Source organism: Stenotrophomonas sp. A3_2, from assembly GCF_036624925.1.
Lineage (GTDB): Bacteria > Pseudomonadota > Gammaproteobacteria > Xanthomonadales > Xanthomonadaceae > Stenotrophomonas > Stenotrophomonas hibiscicola.
Genome location: NZ_JAZKVY010000358.1, coordinates 427391 through 445492 on the forward strand (window position 1 = coordinate 427391; position 18102 = coordinate 445492).

An 18102-nucleotide genomic window follows, 5' to 3' on the forward strand; every position below is an offset into this window, starting at 1 on the left:
GCTCGGAGAAGCCTGCGTCGGCCCGCCGCAGATTGGACGGCACGCACGGCCGCCGTCACAATTGCATCTTCTCTCAACACTGTTTCACAGGATCTTCATGAAAAGGACCCTTCTTACCGCCCTGTTGATCGCCCTGGCTGCTGCCGGCGCCGCCACCGCCGCAACCACCGCCGACAAGTCCGTGGGCCGCCACCTGGACAAGCTGGGCTATACCTATGAAGTCGACGAGGACGGCGACTACCGCATGGTCTTCGACGTCGAGGGTGACCGCACCCAGATGGTCTACGTGCGCTCGGCGGTGGAAGATTTCGGCAGCCACAACATCCGCGAGATCTGGTCGCCGGCATACAACGCCAAGACCAAGCAGTTCCCGGTGGCCGTGGCCAACCGCCTGCTGGAGGATTCGCAGGACGCCAAGATGGGGGGCTGGGTCAAGCAGGACACCACCGCCATGTTCGTGGTGAAGATCGACGCCGATGCCACCCCGGACCAGCTCAGCGACGCCATCGACGCGGCCATCCGCACCGCCGACGCGATGGAGCTGGAGCTGACCAAGAAGGACGAGTTCTGAGTTGAACGCCACGCCGGACCCGCGCTGGGCACCGCACGCCACCGTCGCCACGGTAGTGGTTGACGGCGGCCGCGTGCTGCTGGTCGAAGAGACCATTGAAGGCCGCCAGGTGCTGAACCAGCCGGCCGGCCACCTCGAGCCAGGCGAAAGCCTGGCCGAGGCAGCCCTGCGCGAGACCCGGGAGGAAACCGGCTGGACCGTGCAGCTGACCCATTTCATCGGCTGCTACCAGTGGACTGCCGGCGACGGCACCGCGTTCCTGCGCTTCTGCTACGCCGCGCGCCCGCTCTCGCACGACCCGGCGCAGCCGCTGGACACCGGCATCGACCGCGCGCTGTGGCTGACCCCGGCCGAGCTGCAGGCCGCCGGCGAGCGCCAGCGCAGCCCGCTGGTCTGGCAGGTGGTGGCTGATTACCTGGGTGGCCAGCGCCATCCGCTTTCGCTGGTCCGGGAGGTCGCATGAGCACGCCGCGCGTGATGGTGGGCGTCTCCGGTGGCGTAGACTCTTCCGTCGCGGCCTGGCGCCTGGTACAGCAGGGCGAGGCCGTGGCAGGCCTGTTCATGCAGAACTGGGCCGACGACGGCAGCGGTGACTGCCGCGCTGAGGATGACCGCCGCGATGCGGTCGCCGTATGCGGCCTGCTCGGCATCCCGTTCCACTTCCGGGACTTTTCCAGCGAGTACTGGCAGGGCGTGTTCGAGCACTTCCTGGCCGAATACGCCGCTGGCCGCACGCCGAACCCGGACGTGCTGTGCAACCGCGAGGTGAAGTTCAAGCATTTCCTGGATGCCGCCCGCGAGCTGGGCGCCGAGCGCATCGCCACCGGCCACTACGCGCGGGTGACCCAGCACGGCCACCAGTGGCTGCTGCTGCGCGGTGCCGACCGCTCCAAGGACCAGAGCTACTTCCTGCACCAGCTGGGCCAGGAGCAGCTGGCGGCCACCCTGTTCCCGATCGGCGACCTGGAAAAGACCGACCTGCGCCGGATTGCGCGCGACGTCGGCCTGCCGACCCACGCCAAGAAGGATTCCACCGGCATCTGCTTCATCGGCGAGCGGGATTTCCGCGAATTCCTCGGCCGCTACCTGCCGGCCAGGCCCGGCCAGATCCTTGACCCGGCCGACGGCAGCGTGATCGCCGAACATCCGGGCGTGTTCTATTTCACCCTGGGCCAGCGCGAGGGCCTGAACATCGGCGGCGTACGCGGCCGCCCGGCCGCACCGTGGTACGTGGTCGGCAAGGATGTGGCCAGCAACGTGCTGTACGTGGACCAGGACCGCGACAGCAAGTGGATGCTTTCCAACCGCCTGCGTTCGGAAACCGCGCACTGGATTGCCGGCTCGCCACCCGCGCGGCGCTTCGAATGCACCGCCCAGACCCGCTACCGACAGCCCGATGAGCCGTGTACGGTCAACGTGCTGGACGATGGCAGCGTGCTGGTCACCTTCGCGCGCCCGCAGCGTGCCGTTACCCCCGGTCAATCACTGGTGCTGTATGACGGTGATATGTGCCTGGGTGGCGCGGTGATCGCCGCCACCGATGCGCCGCTGGAACAGCGCCTGCGCACCACCCCCTCCCCTTTTGAGGTATCTGCTGCATGAGTTTCACTGTCGACGACCGCGTCCTGGCCCTGGCCGGCATTGCCCAGGCCCTGCAGCAGGTCCGCCGCATCGCCGATACCGGCCATTCCGACGCCGCCGCCGTGCGCACCGCCGTGGACAGCGTGTTCCGTGTCGATGCGTCCTCGCCGCAGGCGGTATTCGGTGACCGCCATGCACTGAAGGCCGGGCTGCGCCTGCTGCACAACTACTTCCGCAACCAGGGCCAGGATCCGATCCTGCCCAAGCTGGCCCTGTCGGTGCTGCAGCTGGAGCGCCGCTTCGTTCAGGATGGCGCCACGGTGAACAAGGTCGCCTCGGGCATCGAGCGCGCCCAGCGCCAGGCCGCCGAGCTGGGCGACAGCGGCCACCCGGATGTGCTGGCCAGCCTGGGCAGCCTGTACGCGGACACCATCAGCCACCTCAAGCCGCGGGTGATGGTGCAGGGCAACCCGCACTACCTGGGCCAGGCTGGCGTGGTGGCCGAGATCCGCGCCCTGCTGCTGGCAGCGGTGCGCTCGGCGGTGCTATGGCGGCAGCTGGGCGGCAGCTACTGGGACTTCCTGTTCGGCCGCAAGGCGATGATCGAGGCGGTGGACCGCCAGCTGGCGTAAGCGCATGGGGTCCGGGCGCTTTTCCATGGAAAAGGGAATCGGACACCGAATCACCGCCAGCGCCGGAAAACCGGCGCATTCAGAATGCACTTCGGGGCACATCGACGTTAAAGAGAAAGGGGGTACGGCCGATACATCCTCCGTGCACCTCCCGAGAACGTCCATGTACTCACGCATTTTCATCCGTCTGGCCGCCCCCCTGGCTCTGACCCTGCTGCTCCCCTTCGCCATCGGTTTCGAATGGCCGGCCGCCCTGCGCTGGGCGATCCTGACCACGATGACGCTGAGCTGGCTCGGCTTTGCGTGGTGGACCACCCGCGCCCAGGCGCACCGTTCCCCGGAACATGCCCGTGTCCTGCGTGAGCAGGACCAGCTGCTGACCGAACTGCGCAACTTCGTCGGCAACGAGATTGAGGGTTCGCGCGGCGAAGTGGAACGCGCCCGTGACCTGATCCGCCAGGCCGTCTCCAGCCTCGGTGGCAGCTTCGATGCGATGAACCGCAAGTCGCGCCAGCAGAGCCAGGCCCTGTCGCGCATCGTCGACCGCGCCGGTGATGAAGGCAATGCCGGCCTCGACGTTGCCCGTTTCGCCCAGCACGCCAGCCACCGCATGGAGCAGCTGGTGGAAGCACTGGAACAGGTCAGCGGCCAGAGCAGCACCACCGTGCAGCACATCGACCAGATGGCGCAGCACCTGGATGGCATCTTCGCGCTGCTGGAAGACGTCAAGTCGATCGCCGACCAGACCAACCTGCTGGCGCTGAACGCCGCCATCGAAGCCGCGCGTGCCGGTGAAGCCGGCCGAGGCTTCGCGGTGGTCGCCGACGAAGTGCGCAACCTGTCCGAGCGCTCGACCACCTTCAACGAGCAGATCCGCAAGCTGGCACACAGCTCCAAGGACGCCATTGCCAAGGTGCGCGAGACGGTCTCGCACATGGCCTCGCGCGACATGGACCGCTCCCGCGAAGCACGCCAGGAAGCGGCGGCGATGCTCGACAACGTCGCGCAGATCAACGCTTCGCTGGGCGACGGCATGCGTGAAGTGTCCGAGTGCGCCCGTGCGATCGATGGCAGCGTGGCTGAAGCCGTGCGCGCCCTGCAGTTCGAGGACATCGCCACCCAGGCCCTGGGCGGCGTGCACACCCACCTGGACCGCCTGACCGCGATCAACCGCGAAGCGGTGGCCCTGCAGGAGCTGCTGCACCGCAATGGCGGCGTGTTCGACGAAGAGATCGCCACCGCCCTGCAGCGCACCGGCAACCGCCTGCGCGAACTGCGCAGCGAATGGGAACGCCCGCCGCACAAGCCGGTTGCCCAGCAGAGCATGGGCGCCGGCACCGTCGAGCTGTTCTGATCCTGATGTCCGCTGCCCTCGCCGGCAGCCCGCAAGGCCCCGGTTCGTCCGGGGCCTTTGCCTGTAACCCGCCATTGGATGCATCCTGTACGCGCACCATGACCCTGATCCGCGCCCTGCCCGCCCTCACCGACACCGAGCGCCCGCGCAACGCGAGCGTGCGTGAGCAGCTGCAACAGCTGGAGGATGTGGCACGCGAGGAGATCCGCGAGCTGCAGCAGCTGGCGGACGCGCGCCCGGCCCCGTCGCGGGTGGACGAGGCGCTGCTGGGCCTGGCCTGGGATCTCGGGCTGGATGGCGAAGCCCTGAAGTAGATCCAAGTCCTGCGTGGATGGCCGCCGCGATATCTGCACCTCTGCTTTGCCTGTCGCCTTTTAGGATTTGTTGCATAGCCTGAGGAACGGGACGAGGACACACTGCCCACTCCCCCTGTCTCTCTGGCCTCCGCATGACGTTCAATCTGGAACAAGCCCGCGAGGCTTTTGAGCAATTCCTTATGCTGATGGACGGCCAGATAGAATGGCTGGTCGCGCAGGCTCAAACGCATGGCATTGAACTGGATGGCAGCCCCGAAAGCCTCGACAGGCTGGAACGCCTCCATGACTTGATGGCAGCCACGCTATCTGAGGACGAGCGGGACTCTCTGAGGGTCGTGTTCGCCCGATATCTAGGGGAGACCGTCAGGCTGCTACACGGCGGGAAGTGGGCCCTGCCACTTGATGACCCTAAGGACATCCACTTCAACAGGCCCGTCATCATGGGGCACTCACGCTACCCCCTGTGTGAATTCAGTCCCATCCATGCGATTCGCGCCTATTCGCTTCGCCGCCGCCCGGGGCTGATCAGGAGCATCGTAGCCAGCAGCGTTGATCCGCAGATCCTGGACCTAAGCGATCTCGCCGAAGAAGATTGACCCAAGTCGATCCCGAGAAACGCATGACCTGCTGCACGGACTCGCCCCCCGCGGGGGCGGCCACGGCTGCCCATGGCATGATTGCTCGGTCCCGTCCATGGAAGACCGATGGCCATCGCCCTGATCGCACTCCTGCTGTTGGAGACCGTCCTCTTGATGGCCTGGGTAGCCGGCTATTTCAGCTGGGGCATCACCCTGTTCAACGAACGCATTGCGGCGTCACCGGCCATGCAGGCCCGCCTATCGCTGGGAAGCCTGGAACGTGACCTGCCGCAGGACGAGTGGCTGCAACTGGCCTTCCATGCGCTGCCTGACGGCAGCATGGCGTTCCGTGAGAGCTTTGCGCCGAGCTTCGGCCTGCGCTACTTCCCGGTGATGCGCGGTCGCATCGTACTCAACGCGCGACGGCACGAGGTGAGAGTGATCGGACTGTGCAGCTGGTTCGTGGCCATCCTGTCGCTGTTGCTGTTGCCGCTGGTGGCGATGCGCCCGATGGTGGCGCCGATGCTGCTGGTACTGCCGCTGTTCCTGGCCAGCTATCTGGTCCAGAAGCGGCGCTATGCCGCCATCGTCGAGGCGCTGCGCATGCAGTTGAAGGCGGAATTTTCGAGGTAGATCCACGCCATGCGTGGATGATGCCCCGCGACTCACGATTTTCGGATTGTTTGCATGGATCGTGAGCGCTCGGCCCTTCATCGTAAAGGGCCGATTCCGGTTCAGATCAGCCCGATGACCAGCGCCGCCCTCTGCCTTTCACTCGCTTTGCAGCTCCCGGTTGCTTCAGAACCGCTTGCCGTAGATCCCGACTCCCTGCGCGCCCTTCACCAAGCGCTCCAGTCCTTCGGCGAGTTTCAACAGCCCTACTCCGCACCTGTAGATGTGACCGATCCTGATGCAGGTGTGACCGATGCAACTGTCGAGATCTCCGCCGGGTGTGTGAAGGATGGTCCACAGGTCATCATCCTGGACGCGGATGTAGACGAGGCACCCGAGCGTTATCTGGTGCTGAACGAGCCCTGGCAAAGCCTTTCGGCGGGAACATTGTTGCTCGTCTCTGGAAACACAGCGGCCATCATCTCAACTCAGGAGGTGAACAAGGAAGCCACACAGGCCGAGCGAATGCTGACATTCCTGGATTATCTGCCATTCGACGCCGGGAGGAATGCGTTGGTGGAACCAGGCATCGAAGCGCAGGAATCAAGCTTTGAAACCAGGGCGTTCATGGAGAGCTTCAGTGCGAGCTCCCGGGGCGAGGCGCTCTCCGAGGCGACTCTTGCCGCATGGAAGGGCGTGCTGCCCGACCTGCTGCTGGCGCTGTGGCGACGCGACGGGTTCGCACGCTATCGCGACGACAGGCTCATCTTGGTCGATCCGCACCTGTACTCAGGGGTTGTCGCAGCCTTCCTGCAGGGCACTCCGATGGAGGGTGCTGATCGGTTCCATGCCTATGCGGTGACACCTTTCGGCCAGATGTTCTTGTGTGGAGAGAACACCTCCATGCATATCAGCATCGACCCGCACAGCGGACAGGTTTCGGCGGACTCGGATGTAGCAGCCACTGCCGACGCGACTGAACGCAACTGGAAACTGGAGTTCCTGCTGCACGTCCTGGATGCGCCCGATCTCGATGCCACCGACGATGACGAGCAGCCCCTGTACGCACGCGCACTCGATTTACTGGGCCACCTGGCTCCCAACGAGATCTACAGCTTCTCACCCTCGGTTGTTGAAGGTGGCTGGCAGGCAGCGCACCTGGTCAAGCGGGACCGTCTCGCTGAATTGAAGTCACTCGCCAAGCAGACAGCAGCAAGACGGTCCTTGCGGTCTGATGCTGAAGACAGGTAAACCCGCGCCGTTCATTGCTGGTCGCGATCTCTGGCATCGGCGCCGACCAACGGTCGGCACCCACCGTGGCAGGCTCCGGCACTCGCCACTGCAGGTGCTGCAAGTAGAACCACGCCATGCGTGGATGATCGCGAGGTACATGCATCCGTGCCGACCAACGGTCGGCACCCACCAGAGCTGAGCGCACCAGAGTCAGGCCACACCGGGCCGGCATCTGCCAGCGCAGATCGTCAGCGCACCAGCACCACTTCCCCGCTGGCATCGGTGCGCAGCGAAACCGGCTGCGGCTGGCGCAGCCACTGTGCCAGGTCGCGCGGGCTGAGCGGGCGCGAGTACAGGTAGCCCTGGATCTCGTCGCAGCCCTGGCGGCGCAGCATGTCTTCTTCCTGGTGCGTTTCCACGCCCTCCGCCACCACCTTCATGCCCAGCGCATGGCCCAGGTGCACGATGGCCTGGGTCACTTCGGCCGTACCGGAGTCGTGCAGCATGCCCTGCACGAAACTGCGGTCGATCTTCAGGCGCCCCACCGGGAAGCGGTTGAGATAATTGAGGTTGGAGAAGCCGGTGCCGAAGTCGTCCACCGCCAACGGTACGCCGTGCCGTTCGAGCACGTCGAAGCAATGGCGCAGGATGTCGGTGTCACGGATCAGCGCCGACTCGGTCAGCTCCAGTTCCAGCCGTTGCGGCGGCCAGCCATGGGCATGGCAGATCTCGATCACGCGTTCGGCGAAGCCACGATCACGCAGCTGCACCGCCGACACATTGACCGCGATGCGATCAAACTGCAGTCCGGCGCGGTCCCAGGCGGTGGCCTGGCGGCAGGCCTCGTTCAGCACCCAGTCGCCGATGCGCACGATCTCGCCGCACTTTTCGGCAATGGGAATGAACTCGGCCGGGCTGCAGTAGCCGATGCCGGGCCGGTGCCACCGCAACAGTGCCTCGATCGCCGGTGGCTCGCCGTGGTGAGCGTGCAGCAACGGCTGGTAGGCCAGGCTGAACTCGTCGCGCTCGATGGCCCCATGCAGGGCATGCTCGACGTCCAGCCGGCGCTGGATGCGGGCCAATGCGTCCTGGCTGTAGTACTGGTAGGTATTGCGCCCGGCTTCCTTGGCCGCGTACATCGCGGCGTCGGCAGCACGCAGCAGGGAATCAAAGTCGGTCTGCGCATCGCCCAGCATCGCGATGCCGACGCTGGCGCCGACCTTCAACGTGGTCTCGCCACGGCGCAGCGGCTCGGCCAGCGAGGCGATCAGCTTGCGCGCCACGTGGCCGGCGTCTTCCGGCTCGGCCAGGTCGCGCAGCACCACAATGAACTCGTCGCCACTGAAGCGGCCGAACAGGTCGTTGTTGCGCAGGTTCTGGTGCAGGCGGGTGGCCGCCGCCTTCAGCAGCGCATCGCCGGTGGCGTGGCCGAAGCTGTCGTTGATGGTCTTGAAGCCATCCAGGTCGATGAACAGCATCGCCAGCGAGGTTCCGCGGTCGCGTGCTTCCTCGATGGCCTCGGCGGTCTGCTCGCCGAGCAGCACACGATTGGGCAGGCCGGTCAGCAGATCGTAGTGGGCCAGCAGTTCGATGCGTTCGTTGGCTTCGCGCTCGCGGGTGATGTCACGGAACAGGACAACGAACCGCGGCGGCAGGCCGTCACGGCGGTCCAGTTCAATCAGCACCTGCACCCACACGCGCAGGCCGGACTGGCGGTAGAAGCACAGGTCCAGCTGCTCGGGCAGGCCGCCGTTGGCGATACGGGCGAGTGCCGCCTCGAACGCGTTGCGCGAGTCCTCCGTGTACAGCGCCAACGCCTGGTCGAGGGTGATCGGTTCCTTGCGCAGGCCATGGATGCGGTAGCACTCCTCGGTCCATTGCATGCTGCGGGTCTGCACCTCGATCTCGCAGCCGCCGATGCGGCCCAGCGCGGAGACCCGGTTCAGCAGTTCGGTGCGCCAGCGGATCAGCGCATCGGTCTGGTGCTGTTCGGTGATGTTCTGTACCTGGCCGAGCAGGCGCTTGGGTTGCCCGTCCATGTCGAGCAGCGGCTGCATCCACAGGCGCAGGTGCTGCGAAGGCTCATGGCCGCGGGTCAGCTCCAGCTCGAGGTTGGCAGCGCGGCCATCGCGCCATAACCGCCGCCATGCCGCGCGCAGCGCGCCGCGGGAGCGTGGATGCAGCTGCTTCAGCCAACGCCGCTGGCCCGGAACGGCGCCCTGCTCCAGGGCCAGCAGCGAACGCAGTTCCGGCGACCACCAGAAATGCCCGCTGTTGGGATCGAACGACCAGCTGCCCATGCTGGCGATGCGCTGGGCCTCGCTCAGGTGCAGCTGCTGTTCCTGCAGCAGCGATTCGAGCTGCTTCTGCTGCTCGATATCGGTATGCGTGCCGACCATGCGCAGGGGCTGGCCATCGGCGGTGCGCGCGACCACGCGGCCGCGATCCAGCACCCAACGCCACTGGCCATCGGCCTGGCGAAAGCGGAACTGTGCACTGTACTGCTCGCTGCGCCCATGCAGGTGCTCGTCGAGCGCTGCGCGCACCAGGGCGATGTCCTCGCTGTGCACCCGAGCCAGCAGCTCGGTGGCGGTCTCGTCGCCCAGCGCCGGCGTCCGCATCACGCGGTCACTGGGGATGTCCCAGTCCCACAGGCTGTGGCCGGCACTGTCCAGCGCCAGTTCCCAGCGCCCGCCACCGTCCACCGGCACCGGCTCGGGGATGCTGAGGGTGAAGGCCAGCAGGTTGCCGGCGCCGTCGTGCACCGCACGCAGGTGGCCGTCGTAGTGGCCGCGGGGGCCGCCCGGCAGCGTGCAGGCCACGATGCCGCCATCGGCGGCCATCAGGCGCAGATCTTCCAGCATCGGCGCATAGGCCGCCACGGTGGCTGGCAGGCCATGCTCGCGCGCGGCCGGATTGGCCGCCAGCGGACGCCCGGTACGGTCGACGATGACCAGCGCCGACGCAAGCGGGTGCTGCAGCAGGCTGGCGATGATCCCTTGGTCCACGCGATCTTGCTCCGGATGACACGCCCGTCAGCGGGGCACGCAGTGGTTAACGGCGCCTGCGGCGGATAATTGAGTGGTCACGGCGCGCTGCGGGGTAAGATGACCAGCGCCCCTGTCACCCGCCTCGTCCATGCCTGCAGAACCGACCGGCAACGCCCCTGTTCCCGACCCGCGGATGGCGCAGGCGCTGAGCCGTGACCGCCGCCGGGTGGTGTTGAGCTACCTGGTGATGGCGCTGGCCTGGATGATCTCTACCGACAGCGTGGTGCAGGCGCTGGTGCCCGATCCGCAGCAGGCGGCACTGTGGCAGGGCCTGAAGGGCTCGTTCTTCGCCCTGGCCAGCGCAGGCCTGCTGTATCTGCTGCTGCGCCCGCTGGCCGAGCACGTGCTGCACACCCACGCGCGCCAACAGGCCTCCGAGCTGCGCCTGCGGCAGATGTTCGAGGGCAATCCCGGCCCGATCCTGGTCTACGACCTGGACACGCTGGCGATCCTCGACGCGAATCCGGCTGCCTGCAGCGCGTTCGGCTGGGAGCGCGGTGACCTTCTGGAGAAGACCATCGACGTGCTGTGGCCGCCCGGCCAGGACCAGGCACTGCAGACCAAGCTGGAGGCGATCCGCGAGGCGCCGCAGGAGCTCTGCATCCTGCGTGCCCAGCTGCAACTGCGTGATGGCTCGCTACGGCAGATGGAGCTGCGGTCCAACGCCATCAGCTATGACGGCCACAACGCCCGCTTGCTGATTGCCATCGACCGCACCGCCGAAGACCTGGCCCAGCTGCGCCGCGACCAGGCGCTGGCCCGGGTCGAGGAAGCCCACGAGCTGGCCCGTATCGGCGCCTGGGAGCTGGACCCGTCCACCGGGCTGGGTCGCTACTCCAACCAGGTCTACCGGCTGCTTGGCCGCCGCCCGCCCGAGGCCCGCCGCTGGCACCGCTTCGACGAACTGCTGGTGCCGGCCGATCCGGCCACTGCCACCCAGACCGAACAGCTGCTGGCCGAACTATGCTCCGGCGAGCCGGTGCAGGTGGACGTGCTGCTGCCCGTCCTGTCGATGGACGGGCGCGCGTTGATGGTGCACCTGCGCGCCGCCAGCGGTATCGATGAAGCTGGCCGCAGCCGCGTGCTGGGCACCCTGCAGGACGTGACCGAGCGCGAGCAGTCGCGTCGCCTGCTGCGCGAGCGTGAGGAACAGTTCCGCGAGCTGGTGCGGGTGCTGCCCGATGGTGTGGTGATCCTCGCCGACGAACACGTGTTGTACGCCAACGCCTGGGCCGCCAGCCTGTTCGGCTATGGCAGCCACACCTTGCTGGGCGAACCGCTTTCGGCGCTGGTGGACAGCGCCGATCTGGCCCGCGTGCGCAGCCAGCTGCGTGCGGGCCAGCTGCACCTGGGGCCGGGCCACAGCAGCGTGGTGGCGATGCAGCGCGCAGATGGCCGCAGCTTCCATGCCGGCCTGGCAGTGGGCGAGGTGCGCTATGGCGGCCGCGACTGCAAGCTGCTGATCGTGCGCGATCTCAGTGATTCCGAACGCATCCGCAGCGCACTGGAAACCAGCAACCGCGAACTGCAGGCCATGGCCGGCCGCCTGTTCTCGCTGCAGGAGGATGAGCGCCGCGCGATCTCGCGCGACCTGCACGACGATATCGGCCAGGCGATCACGGCGATCAAGCTGTCTGCCTATGCCGCGCAGGACGAGGACGATCCGCAACGCCGCGGTGAGGACCTGGCACAGATCGTCAGCCTGGCCGATACCACGGTGGCCAAGCTGCGCGACATCTCTACCCTGCTGCGGCCGCCGCAGCTGGACGCACTGGGCCTGGAAGCGGCGCTGAGCTGGCAGGCACGGGTACTGTTCCGTTCCTCGCCGGTGGAGCTGCTGGCCGAGATCGAGCCGCTGCCGCACCGTCCCGACAACAGCATCGAGCAGGCCTGCTTCCGTATTGCCCAGGAAAGCCTGACCAACGTGCTGCGCCACGCCCGTGCCAGCCAGGTACAGCTGCAGCTGCGCGACGTCGGCCAGCGCGGCCTGCACCTGCAGATCCGCGACGACGGCGAGGGTTTCGACCCCGACGGCCCGCGCGGACTGGGCCTGATCGTGATGCGCGAGCGTGCGCAGAGCGTCGGTGGCCATGTACGGATCGAATCCGCGCACGGTGAAGGCACCCTGATCGACGTTCATCTCCCCTACCAGGCAGCCAGCATGGCCGCCGCCGAGTCACCGGACTACTGAGCCTATGTGGAATCCCAACCAGCCCCCGGTCAGCATCGATGATGCGCCTGATCGCCTCGGTGCCGGCAACCCCGAGTTGCAGGTGATGGTCGCCGAGGCGGCCTCGGGCGGTACCGCACTCATGCTGATGCATGTGGACATCGACCACTTCGCCTCTGTCAACGAAAACATGAGCGCCGAGGTAGGTGACCAGGCCCTGGTGCTGGTTGCGCAGCGGTTGCAGTCCTACCTGCGAGGGCGCGGCAAACTGTGGCGCCACGGCAGCGACGAGTTCCTGATCGCGGTGCCACGCACAGCCGAGGTGCCACTGCCGGAGGATTTCGCCGAGGAAATCCGGCAGCAGATGGAACTGCCGCTGTCGGTCCTGCCGTACACGCTGTTCATGACCGGCAAGCTGGGCGTGAGCCTGTGCCCGGAGCATGCCAGCAACGTTTCACGCCTGCTGGACCACGCCGAAGATGCGCTGTATCAGGCCGCCCGCGAGGGCGGCAACGCGGTGCGCATCCACGCCGTGGACACGCCGCCGAGCGCGCACAGCGAGAGCATCATCGCGCGGCAGATCGTCGATGCCATTCCCAACGGCGAACTGAAACTGCGCTACCAGCCGTTGGTCAGCGCCCGCGATGGCCACGTGGTCGGCATGGAAGCGCTGCTGCGCTGGCAGTCACCGACGCTGGGCATGCTGGTGCCGGAGCGCTTCATGCGCACCGCCGAGCGGCTGGGCATCATCGTGCAGATCGGCACCTGGGTGCTGGAAGGTGCACTCAAGCAGGCCCGCCTGTGGCGCGACCAAGGCTTCGACGATTTCACCATCGCGGTGAACGTCTCCACCCTGCAGCTGCTGCGGCCGAACTTCTTCGCCGAAGTGATGGGCCTGATCCAGGCCGCGGGCATACCGGCACAGATGCTGACGCTGGAAATCAACGAAAGCGCGCTGACCAACAACGTCAACTTCGTGCATGAGACGCTGGCCAACCTGCGCAACGAGGGCATCAGCCTGAGCCTGGACAACTTCGGCACCGGTGACTCCAGTCTCAGTGCGCTGGTGCGCTACCCGGTGGACAAGCTGAAGATCGACCGCAGCTTCATCAAGAGCGCGCCGGCCGGCAACCGCGAGGCGGCCATCGCCCGCGCGATCATCGCCATGGGCCATCAGCTGGGCATGACGGTGATCGCCAACGGCGTTGAATCGCAGGCGCAGCTTGGCTTCCTGCGTCGCAACGACTGTGATGTGTTCCAGGGCTACCTGTTCGGCGAACCGATGTCGGCCGATGCCGCAGGCATGACCCTGCGCCGCCGCTACCTGCGCCCGGAAGCTTTCGCCGAGACCCGTCCCGACCGCACGCTGCTCTTGCTGGACGACGAAGAGAACGTGTTGCGATCGCTGGTGCGGCTGTTCCGTCGCGACGGCTACCGCATCCTGGCGGCCGGCAACGTGCGTGATGCGTTCGACCTGCTGGCGATCAACGACGTGCAGGTGATCCTGTCCGACCAGCGCATGAGCGACATGAGCGGCACCGAGTTCCTCGGCCGGGTGAAGATGCTGTACCCGGACACGATCCGGTTGGTGCTGTCCGGCTATACCGATCTGAACACGGTGACCGATGCGATCAACCGCGGCGCGATCTACCGCTTCCTGACCAAGCCATGGAACGACGACGAGCTGCGCAAGCATATCCACCAGGCGTTCCGCACGTACGAGGAACAGCGCCGCAGCAACGCCGGACCGGCGCCGGTGGAGAGCGGAGACGGCGGCGAGGACCGCCCGCTGCGGTAACGATCCAGCCTGGTAGAGCCGGCCGCTGGCCGGCTGCTACGTGACGGGGTTAATGAGGTTGCCGGCCAGCGGCCGGCATTACCCGAAGCGGTCAGCGCGGCTGCTTCACCGGCAGCACCACGCGGAAGCGCGAGCCCACGCCCGGGGTGCTGTCCAGGTCGATCCGGCCATGGTGCTTGTTGATGATGCTGTAGGAGATCGACAGGCCCAGGCCCGTGCCACTGCCCACCGGCTTGGTGGTGAAGAACGGATCGAAGATGCGTTGGCGCAGTTCCGGCGAGATGCCACCGCCGGTGTCCTCGAATTCGACCCACACCTGGTCGCCATCGACGCCGGTGCGCACGGTGATCGTGCCGCGCTCGGCGATGGCATGGCCCGCGTTGAGCAGCAGGTTCATGTAGACCTGGTTCAACTCCGATGGCAGGCATTCCACCAGCGGCAGTTGGCCGAACTCGCGTACCAGGGTGACCTTGTACTTGAGCTCGTTCCAGATGATGTTGATGGTGGATTCCAGGCCCGCGTGCAGGTCGACCAGCTTCCACGACTCGTCACGCCCGGAATACGAGAAGTCTTTCAGATCACGCACGATGCGCGTCACCCGTTCGATGCCTTCGCGCGATTCGGCCATCAGCTGCGGCAGGTCGCGGCTGATGAAATCGATGTCCAGGCGGTCACGGATGTCATCGATCTCCGGGATCAGCGCCTTCGGGTCCGGCGCACGCAACGCGCGTTCGTAGGCTTCGATCACGGTGAACAGGCTGCGCAGGTACTCCTGCAGGCTGCCCAGGTTTGAGTGCACGTAGCCGATCGGATTATTGATCTCGTGCGCGACGCCGGCAGCAAGCTGGCCGATCGAGGCCATCTTCTCCGATTGCAGCAGTTTCTCCTGGGTACCGTTGAGCCGCAGGTAGGCCTGGCGCAGCTCGGCGTGGCGCTGCTGCAGTTCTCGCTCGTAGTCTTCCTGTCCTTCGATATGGCGGAACAAGGCCAGGAAGTGCCCCTGCCCCACCGGGCCGTGGTGATACAGGTGGGCGATGACCACGCCCTCGCCCAGCGGCAGGCTGCCGTTCCAGTGACCATGCTGGCGCGCGTGTTCCAGCGCATCGGGGGGCAGCAGCTCGCGAAGCCGCTGCGGGGGCGGCAATGCACCATCCTCACCGCTTGCCAACAGGTTCTGCGCGGCTGGATTGGCCAGCGCAACCTGCCCGTCTTCGGTGAACAGCAGCAGCCCTTCGCGCAGGCGCTCAAGCAGGGCCTGCAGTACCGGCTGTGGCGGAAGGGGGGCGGTAACCAAGGCGTTGGCAGCGGACACGGCGACTCGGGGGCATTCGAACAGACGCCCAATATACGCGCTCGTGCAGCGGGCTTCAGCCCGCGTGATGGGGTTGTTCGACCGCCGCCTCAGGCGACGGCGAGTGGGCGGCGCGCTGTGACGGTGTGCGCCTGCCCCTTGGCATCGTAGGCCGAGGCATCTTCGGTGCGCCCGAGCTGGCGCAGGGCCCAGTTGACCTCGCGGCGCCGGCGCGACAGCAGCACGCCGTTGGCGCGGTTGCGTTCGGCCAGTTCCTGCAGCTGCTCGCCTTCCCCGACCGGCGGCGCGCCTTCCAGCGCACGCAGCGCTTCCAGCTTGGCGCCGGTGGCCCGGATCAGGGCGTGCACGTCGTGCTCGACCAGGGCCTGGCGTTCAACGTCCAGGGCCTGGGCAAGACGCTGCAGCGGCTCACTCATCGCCGCAGTCATCCGTGCAGCTGCTGGTCCAGCTCGAGCATGCGCGATGCGATCGCGTCCGGATTGATCTTGTAGGTGCCGTTCTGCAGCGCCTCGCGCACGGCGGCCACGCGCTGGGCGTCGATTGCCGGGGCGGTGGTCAGCTCACGCTCGATGGCCTGCAGATTGGTGGCCTCGCCGGTCAGGCGCAGGCTGTCGGCCGCCTCGACCGGGCGTGCCGCCGCATCGGTGCTTACACCGGGCTTGTTGGCCGGGGTCGTCACGCTGCGCAGGGCCTGGGGGACCTGCAGGTTGCCGTCGATTTTCTGGCTCATGGGGTGTCCTGGAGTTGCCGTTCACATGGGATAACGGCCGCAGGGCCGTGATCTTTAGGGATATTCTGCGGTAATTCAACGCGCCACGATTACGTCACCGGCGGCGTCGACCGTGCCCTGCACGATCCGCCGCGAGGACAGGTTCTCGACCGAGACCCGCTCGTTCTCACCCGCGTCACCCATCGCACGGCCTGCAATACGGACCTCGACCGAGCCGCGACGCGAGACCAGCGCCACATTGTCTCCTCGCTTGATGAGACGCTGCACCACCAGATCGTTGCTCGACAGCAGGGCCCCGGCCTGCAACGGACGGCGGGCGATGCGGCCGATCGCTGCGTTGGGATCGGCCAGCACCGCACCGGCAATCCGGGCGGCATCACGCTGGGCAGTGGTGATATCGGCAGCAGTAAGGGTTTCTCCAGTACCGATTCCGCGGTTGAGCACCAGCACGGTCTGGTTGCGCCGCACTTTCACTGGCACGAACAGGCGCCAGCCACCGGCGTCGGGACAGCTGACTTCCACCGTGGTGTTGGCGGTGGGCTGCACCTGCAGCGCGCCGCCACACTTGGGCAGGCGCAGCGCATCGGCCACCTGCGCCTCCCCCTCGCTCCCGGCAGGCAGCGTCGACAACGCCGCCGCGCGGATGCTGGCAACCGGCTGCCACTCTGCAGCGGCTGCCCATGGCGCGGCTGCGGCGAGCACGATGGCGAATAGAGGTGTGACCCGGCGCATGGCGCCTCCTGTCGATGGAATCTGGCCCTGGTGCGTGCAAGGGGTGTGCCAGAGCGCCGGGACCCGTTGATCGGATCCGGGATGGGGACGCGACCGGATGGGTAGAGTCGACTGTCAGTCGACTTTCGCGCGAAGCGCGGGGTTTCCCGTGATTGCATCGAAGAGCGGTCGACTGGCAGTCGACTCTACAAACGCGGTGCGGACCGCGCAGGCGGCAGAGCGCCCTCAAGTTTGGCGCCCACCCCGCCGATACAGCAGCCATGTCCCATGACCTGCTCAACCGGATCGACCAGCGAACCCGACTGGCCGGCCACAACCGCCTGGCGCTGCTGCTGTTCCGTCTCGGCGGACGTCAGCTTTTTGGCGTCAATGTCTTCAAGGTGCAGGAAGTCCTGCGGCGCCCGGAGCTGTTCCAGGTGCCCGGGTTGCCCAGCCAGTTTGCCGGCGTGGCCGACGTACGCGGCCGCTCGGTGCCGGTGCTCGACCTGGGCCTGGCCATCGGCCACCCCGAGCGTGAGCCTGACGCGGACACCTCGCCTGGCTACCTGGTCGTCACCGAATTCAACCGTTCGATCCAGGGCTTCCTGGTCAGCGGCGTGGAGCGCATCGTCAACATCGCGGTGGAAGACATCCACCCGCCGCCGGAACTGGGTGCCGAATCGAGCTACCTGACGGCGGTGACCCGCTTCCAGGGTGAGCTGATCCAGGTGATCGACGTTGAAAGCGTGCTGGCCGATATCGCCCAGGTACGCGGTGATGCCGTACTCGATCCAGCAATGGCAATGCCTGCCGATGGCCCGCAGCTGCAGGTGCTGGTGGTGGACGATTCGCGCGTGGCCCGCCAGCAGATCCGCAGCGTGCTGGACCAGCTGGGCGTTGGCGCCACCCTGCTTTCCGATGGCAAGCAGGCGCTGGACCATCTGCTGCAGATCCACGCCTCGGGCGAGAACCCGGCCGAGCGCTATGCCATGGTCATCTCGGACATCGAAATGCCGGCCATGGACGGCTATACGCTGACGACGGAAATCCGGCGCCACCCTGGCCTTGCCGGCCTGTACGTGCTGCTGCATACCTCGCTGTCGGGCGTATTCAACAACGCGATGGTCGAGCGCGTCGGCGCCAATGCCTTCGTCGCCAAGTACTCGCCGCACGAGCTGGCTGACTTCGTGCTGGACCGCCTGCGCAAGGTCGCGATGGCGGCGTAAGGCCGCGTCACGGGTCTCCGCCGGGCCTGGCCCGGGGCGACCCCCACCCCCCCGCCCCCCGGGGGGCCCGGGGGGCGGGCCCCGCCCCCCCCCGGGGGGGGGGGGGGGGGGGGGTGGCGGGGGCCCGGCCCCGGCGGAGACCCGTGACGCGGCCTTACGCCGCCATCGCGACCTTGCGCAGGCGGTCCAGCACGAAGTCAGCCAGCTCGTGCGGCGAGTACTTGGCG

The 18102-nt window shown here is 66.9% G+C and carries 17 protein-coding genes; 12 read left to right on the plus strand and 5 right to left on the minus strand.

Annotated features, from left to right (window positions below; all coding sequences use genetic code 11):
* Positions 1-97: 97 nt before the first annotated feature.
* The 9 genes from R5H29_RS21135 to R5H29_RS21175 all read left to right on the plus strand — a co-directional run bounded on the left by R5H29_RS21135 (position 98) and on the right by R5H29_RS21175 (position 6896).
* A complete protein-coding gene (locus tag R5H29_RS21135; RefSeq protein WP_019659636.1) occupies positions 98-571 on the plus strand; it encodes a hypothetical protein in 474 nt (157 codons plus the stop codon).
* A gap of 1 nt (position 572) precedes the next feature.
* The gene (locus R5H29_RS21140; RefSeq protein WP_332329769.1) at positions 573-1034 is read left to right on the plus strand and encodes an NUDIX hydrolase; all 462 of its coding nucleotides are present in this window, start codon (positions 573-575) and stop codon (positions 1032-1034) included.
* Complete coding sequence (gene mnmA, locus R5H29_RS21145) at positions 1031-2173, plus strand: tRNA 2-thiouridine(34) synthase MnmA (RefSeq protein ID WP_332329770.1); 1143 nt, start codon at positions 1031-1033, stop codon at positions 2171-2173. Before R5H29_RS21140 ends, mnmA begins: the two co-directional genes overlap by 4 nt.
* Positions 2170-2784: a high frequency lysogenization protein HflD gene (hflD, locus tag R5H29_RS21150; RefSeq protein ID WP_021201771.1), complete on the plus strand. Its 615-nt coding sequence runs from the start codon at positions 2170-2172 to the stop codon at positions 2782-2784. The genes mnmA and hflD overlap by 4 nt, the downstream gene beginning before the upstream one ends.
* A 163-nt stretch (positions 2785-2947) precedes the next feature.
* Positions 2948-4138, plus strand: coding sequence for a methyl-accepting chemotaxis protein (locus R5H29_RS21155; protein ID WP_033835503.1), 1191 nt, complete (start codon positions 2948-2950; stop codon positions 4136-4138).
* Between the two features lie 98 nt (positions 4139-4236).
* Positions 4237-4452 carry a hypothetical protein gene (locus R5H29_RS21160; RefSeq protein ID WP_332329771.1) on the plus strand — a complete coding sequence of 72 codons (216 nt, stop codon included), beginning with the start codon at positions 4237-4239 and terminating at the stop codon, positions 4450-4452.
* A 134-nt stretch (positions 4453-4586) separates the two neighbouring features.
* On the plus strand, positions 4587-5051 hold the full coding sequence (locus R5H29_RS21165) for a hypothetical protein (RefSeq protein ID WP_332329772.1): 465 nt from the start codon (positions 4587-4589) through the stop codon (positions 5049-5051).
* A 108-nt stretch (positions 5052-5159) separates the two neighbouring features.
* The gene (locus R5H29_RS21170; protein ID WP_332329773.1) at positions 5160-5666 is read left to right on the plus strand and encodes a hypothetical protein; all 507 of its coding nucleotides are present in this window, start codon (positions 5160-5162) and stop codon (positions 5664-5666) included.
* Between the two features lie 54 nt (positions 5667-5720).
* Positions 5721-6896, plus strand: coding sequence for a GAD-like domain-containing protein (locus tag R5H29_RS21175; RefSeq protein WP_332329774.1), 1176 nt, complete (start codon positions 5721-5723; stop codon positions 6894-6896).
* Positions 6897-7126: 230 nt separating this feature from the next.
* Here the strand turns inward: R5H29_RS21175 and R5H29_RS21180 are convergent, their stop codons facing one another.
* Complete coding sequence (locus R5H29_RS21180) at positions 7127-9886, minus strand: GGDEF domain-containing phosphodiesterase (RefSeq protein ID WP_111098328.1); 2760 nt, start codon at positions 9884-9886, stop codon at positions 7127-7129.
* 130 nt (positions 9887-10016) lie between these two features.
* On the opposite strand from R5H29_RS21180, the gene R5H29_RS21185 reads away from it, so the two are divergent.
* Positions 10017-12119 carry a PAS domain-containing sensor histidine kinase gene (locus tag R5H29_RS21185; RefSeq protein ID WP_058980052.1) on the plus strand — a complete coding sequence of 701 codons (2103 nt, stop codon included), beginning with the start codon at positions 10017-10019 and terminating at the stop codon, positions 12117-12119.
* 4 nt (positions 12120-12123) lie between these two features.
* A complete protein-coding gene (locus R5H29_RS21190) occupies positions 12124-13896 on the plus strand; it encodes an EAL domain-containing protein (protein WP_019659626.1) in 1773 nt (590 codons plus the stop codon).
* A 91-nt stretch (positions 13897-13987) separates the two neighbouring features.
* Here the strand turns inward: R5H29_RS21190 and R5H29_RS21195 are convergent, their stop codons facing one another.
* From R5H29_RS21195 to flgA, 4 genes are all read right to left on the minus strand, one after another.
* Entirely contained in the window at positions 13988-15208 is a 1221-nt protein-coding gene (locus tag R5H29_RS21195; protein WP_019659625.1) for an ATP-binding protein, read from the minus strand.
* An 89-nt stretch (positions 15209-15297) separates the two neighbouring features.
* The gene (locus R5H29_RS21200) at positions 15298-15636 is read right to left on the minus strand and encodes a flagella protein (RefSeq protein WP_010485882.1); all 339 of its coding nucleotides are present in this window, start codon (positions 15634-15636) and stop codon (positions 15298-15300) included.
* Positions 15633-15938: a flagellar biosynthesis anti-sigma factor FlgM gene (flgM, locus tag R5H29_RS21205; RefSeq protein ID WP_019659624.1), complete on the minus strand. Its 306-nt coding sequence runs from the start codon at positions 15936-15938 to the stop codon at positions 15633-15635. The genes R5H29_RS21200 and flgM overlap by 4 nt, the downstream gene beginning before the upstream one ends.
* Before the next feature lie 75 nt (positions 15939-16013).
* Complete coding sequence (gene flgA, locus R5H29_RS21210; RefSeq protein ID WP_019659623.1) at positions 16014-16670, minus strand: flagellar basal body P-ring formation chaperone FlgA; 657 nt, start codon at positions 16668-16670, stop codon at positions 16014-16016.
* Between the two features lie 260 nt (positions 16671-16930).
* Here flgA and R5H29_RS21215 point away from each other — a divergent pair, with 260 nt between their 5' ends.
* On the plus strand, positions 16931-17875 hold the full coding sequence (locus R5H29_RS21215) for a chemotaxis protein (protein WP_019659622.1): 945 nt from the start codon (positions 16931-16933) through the stop codon (positions 17873-17875).
* Positions 17876-18102 lie beyond the last annotated feature (227 nt).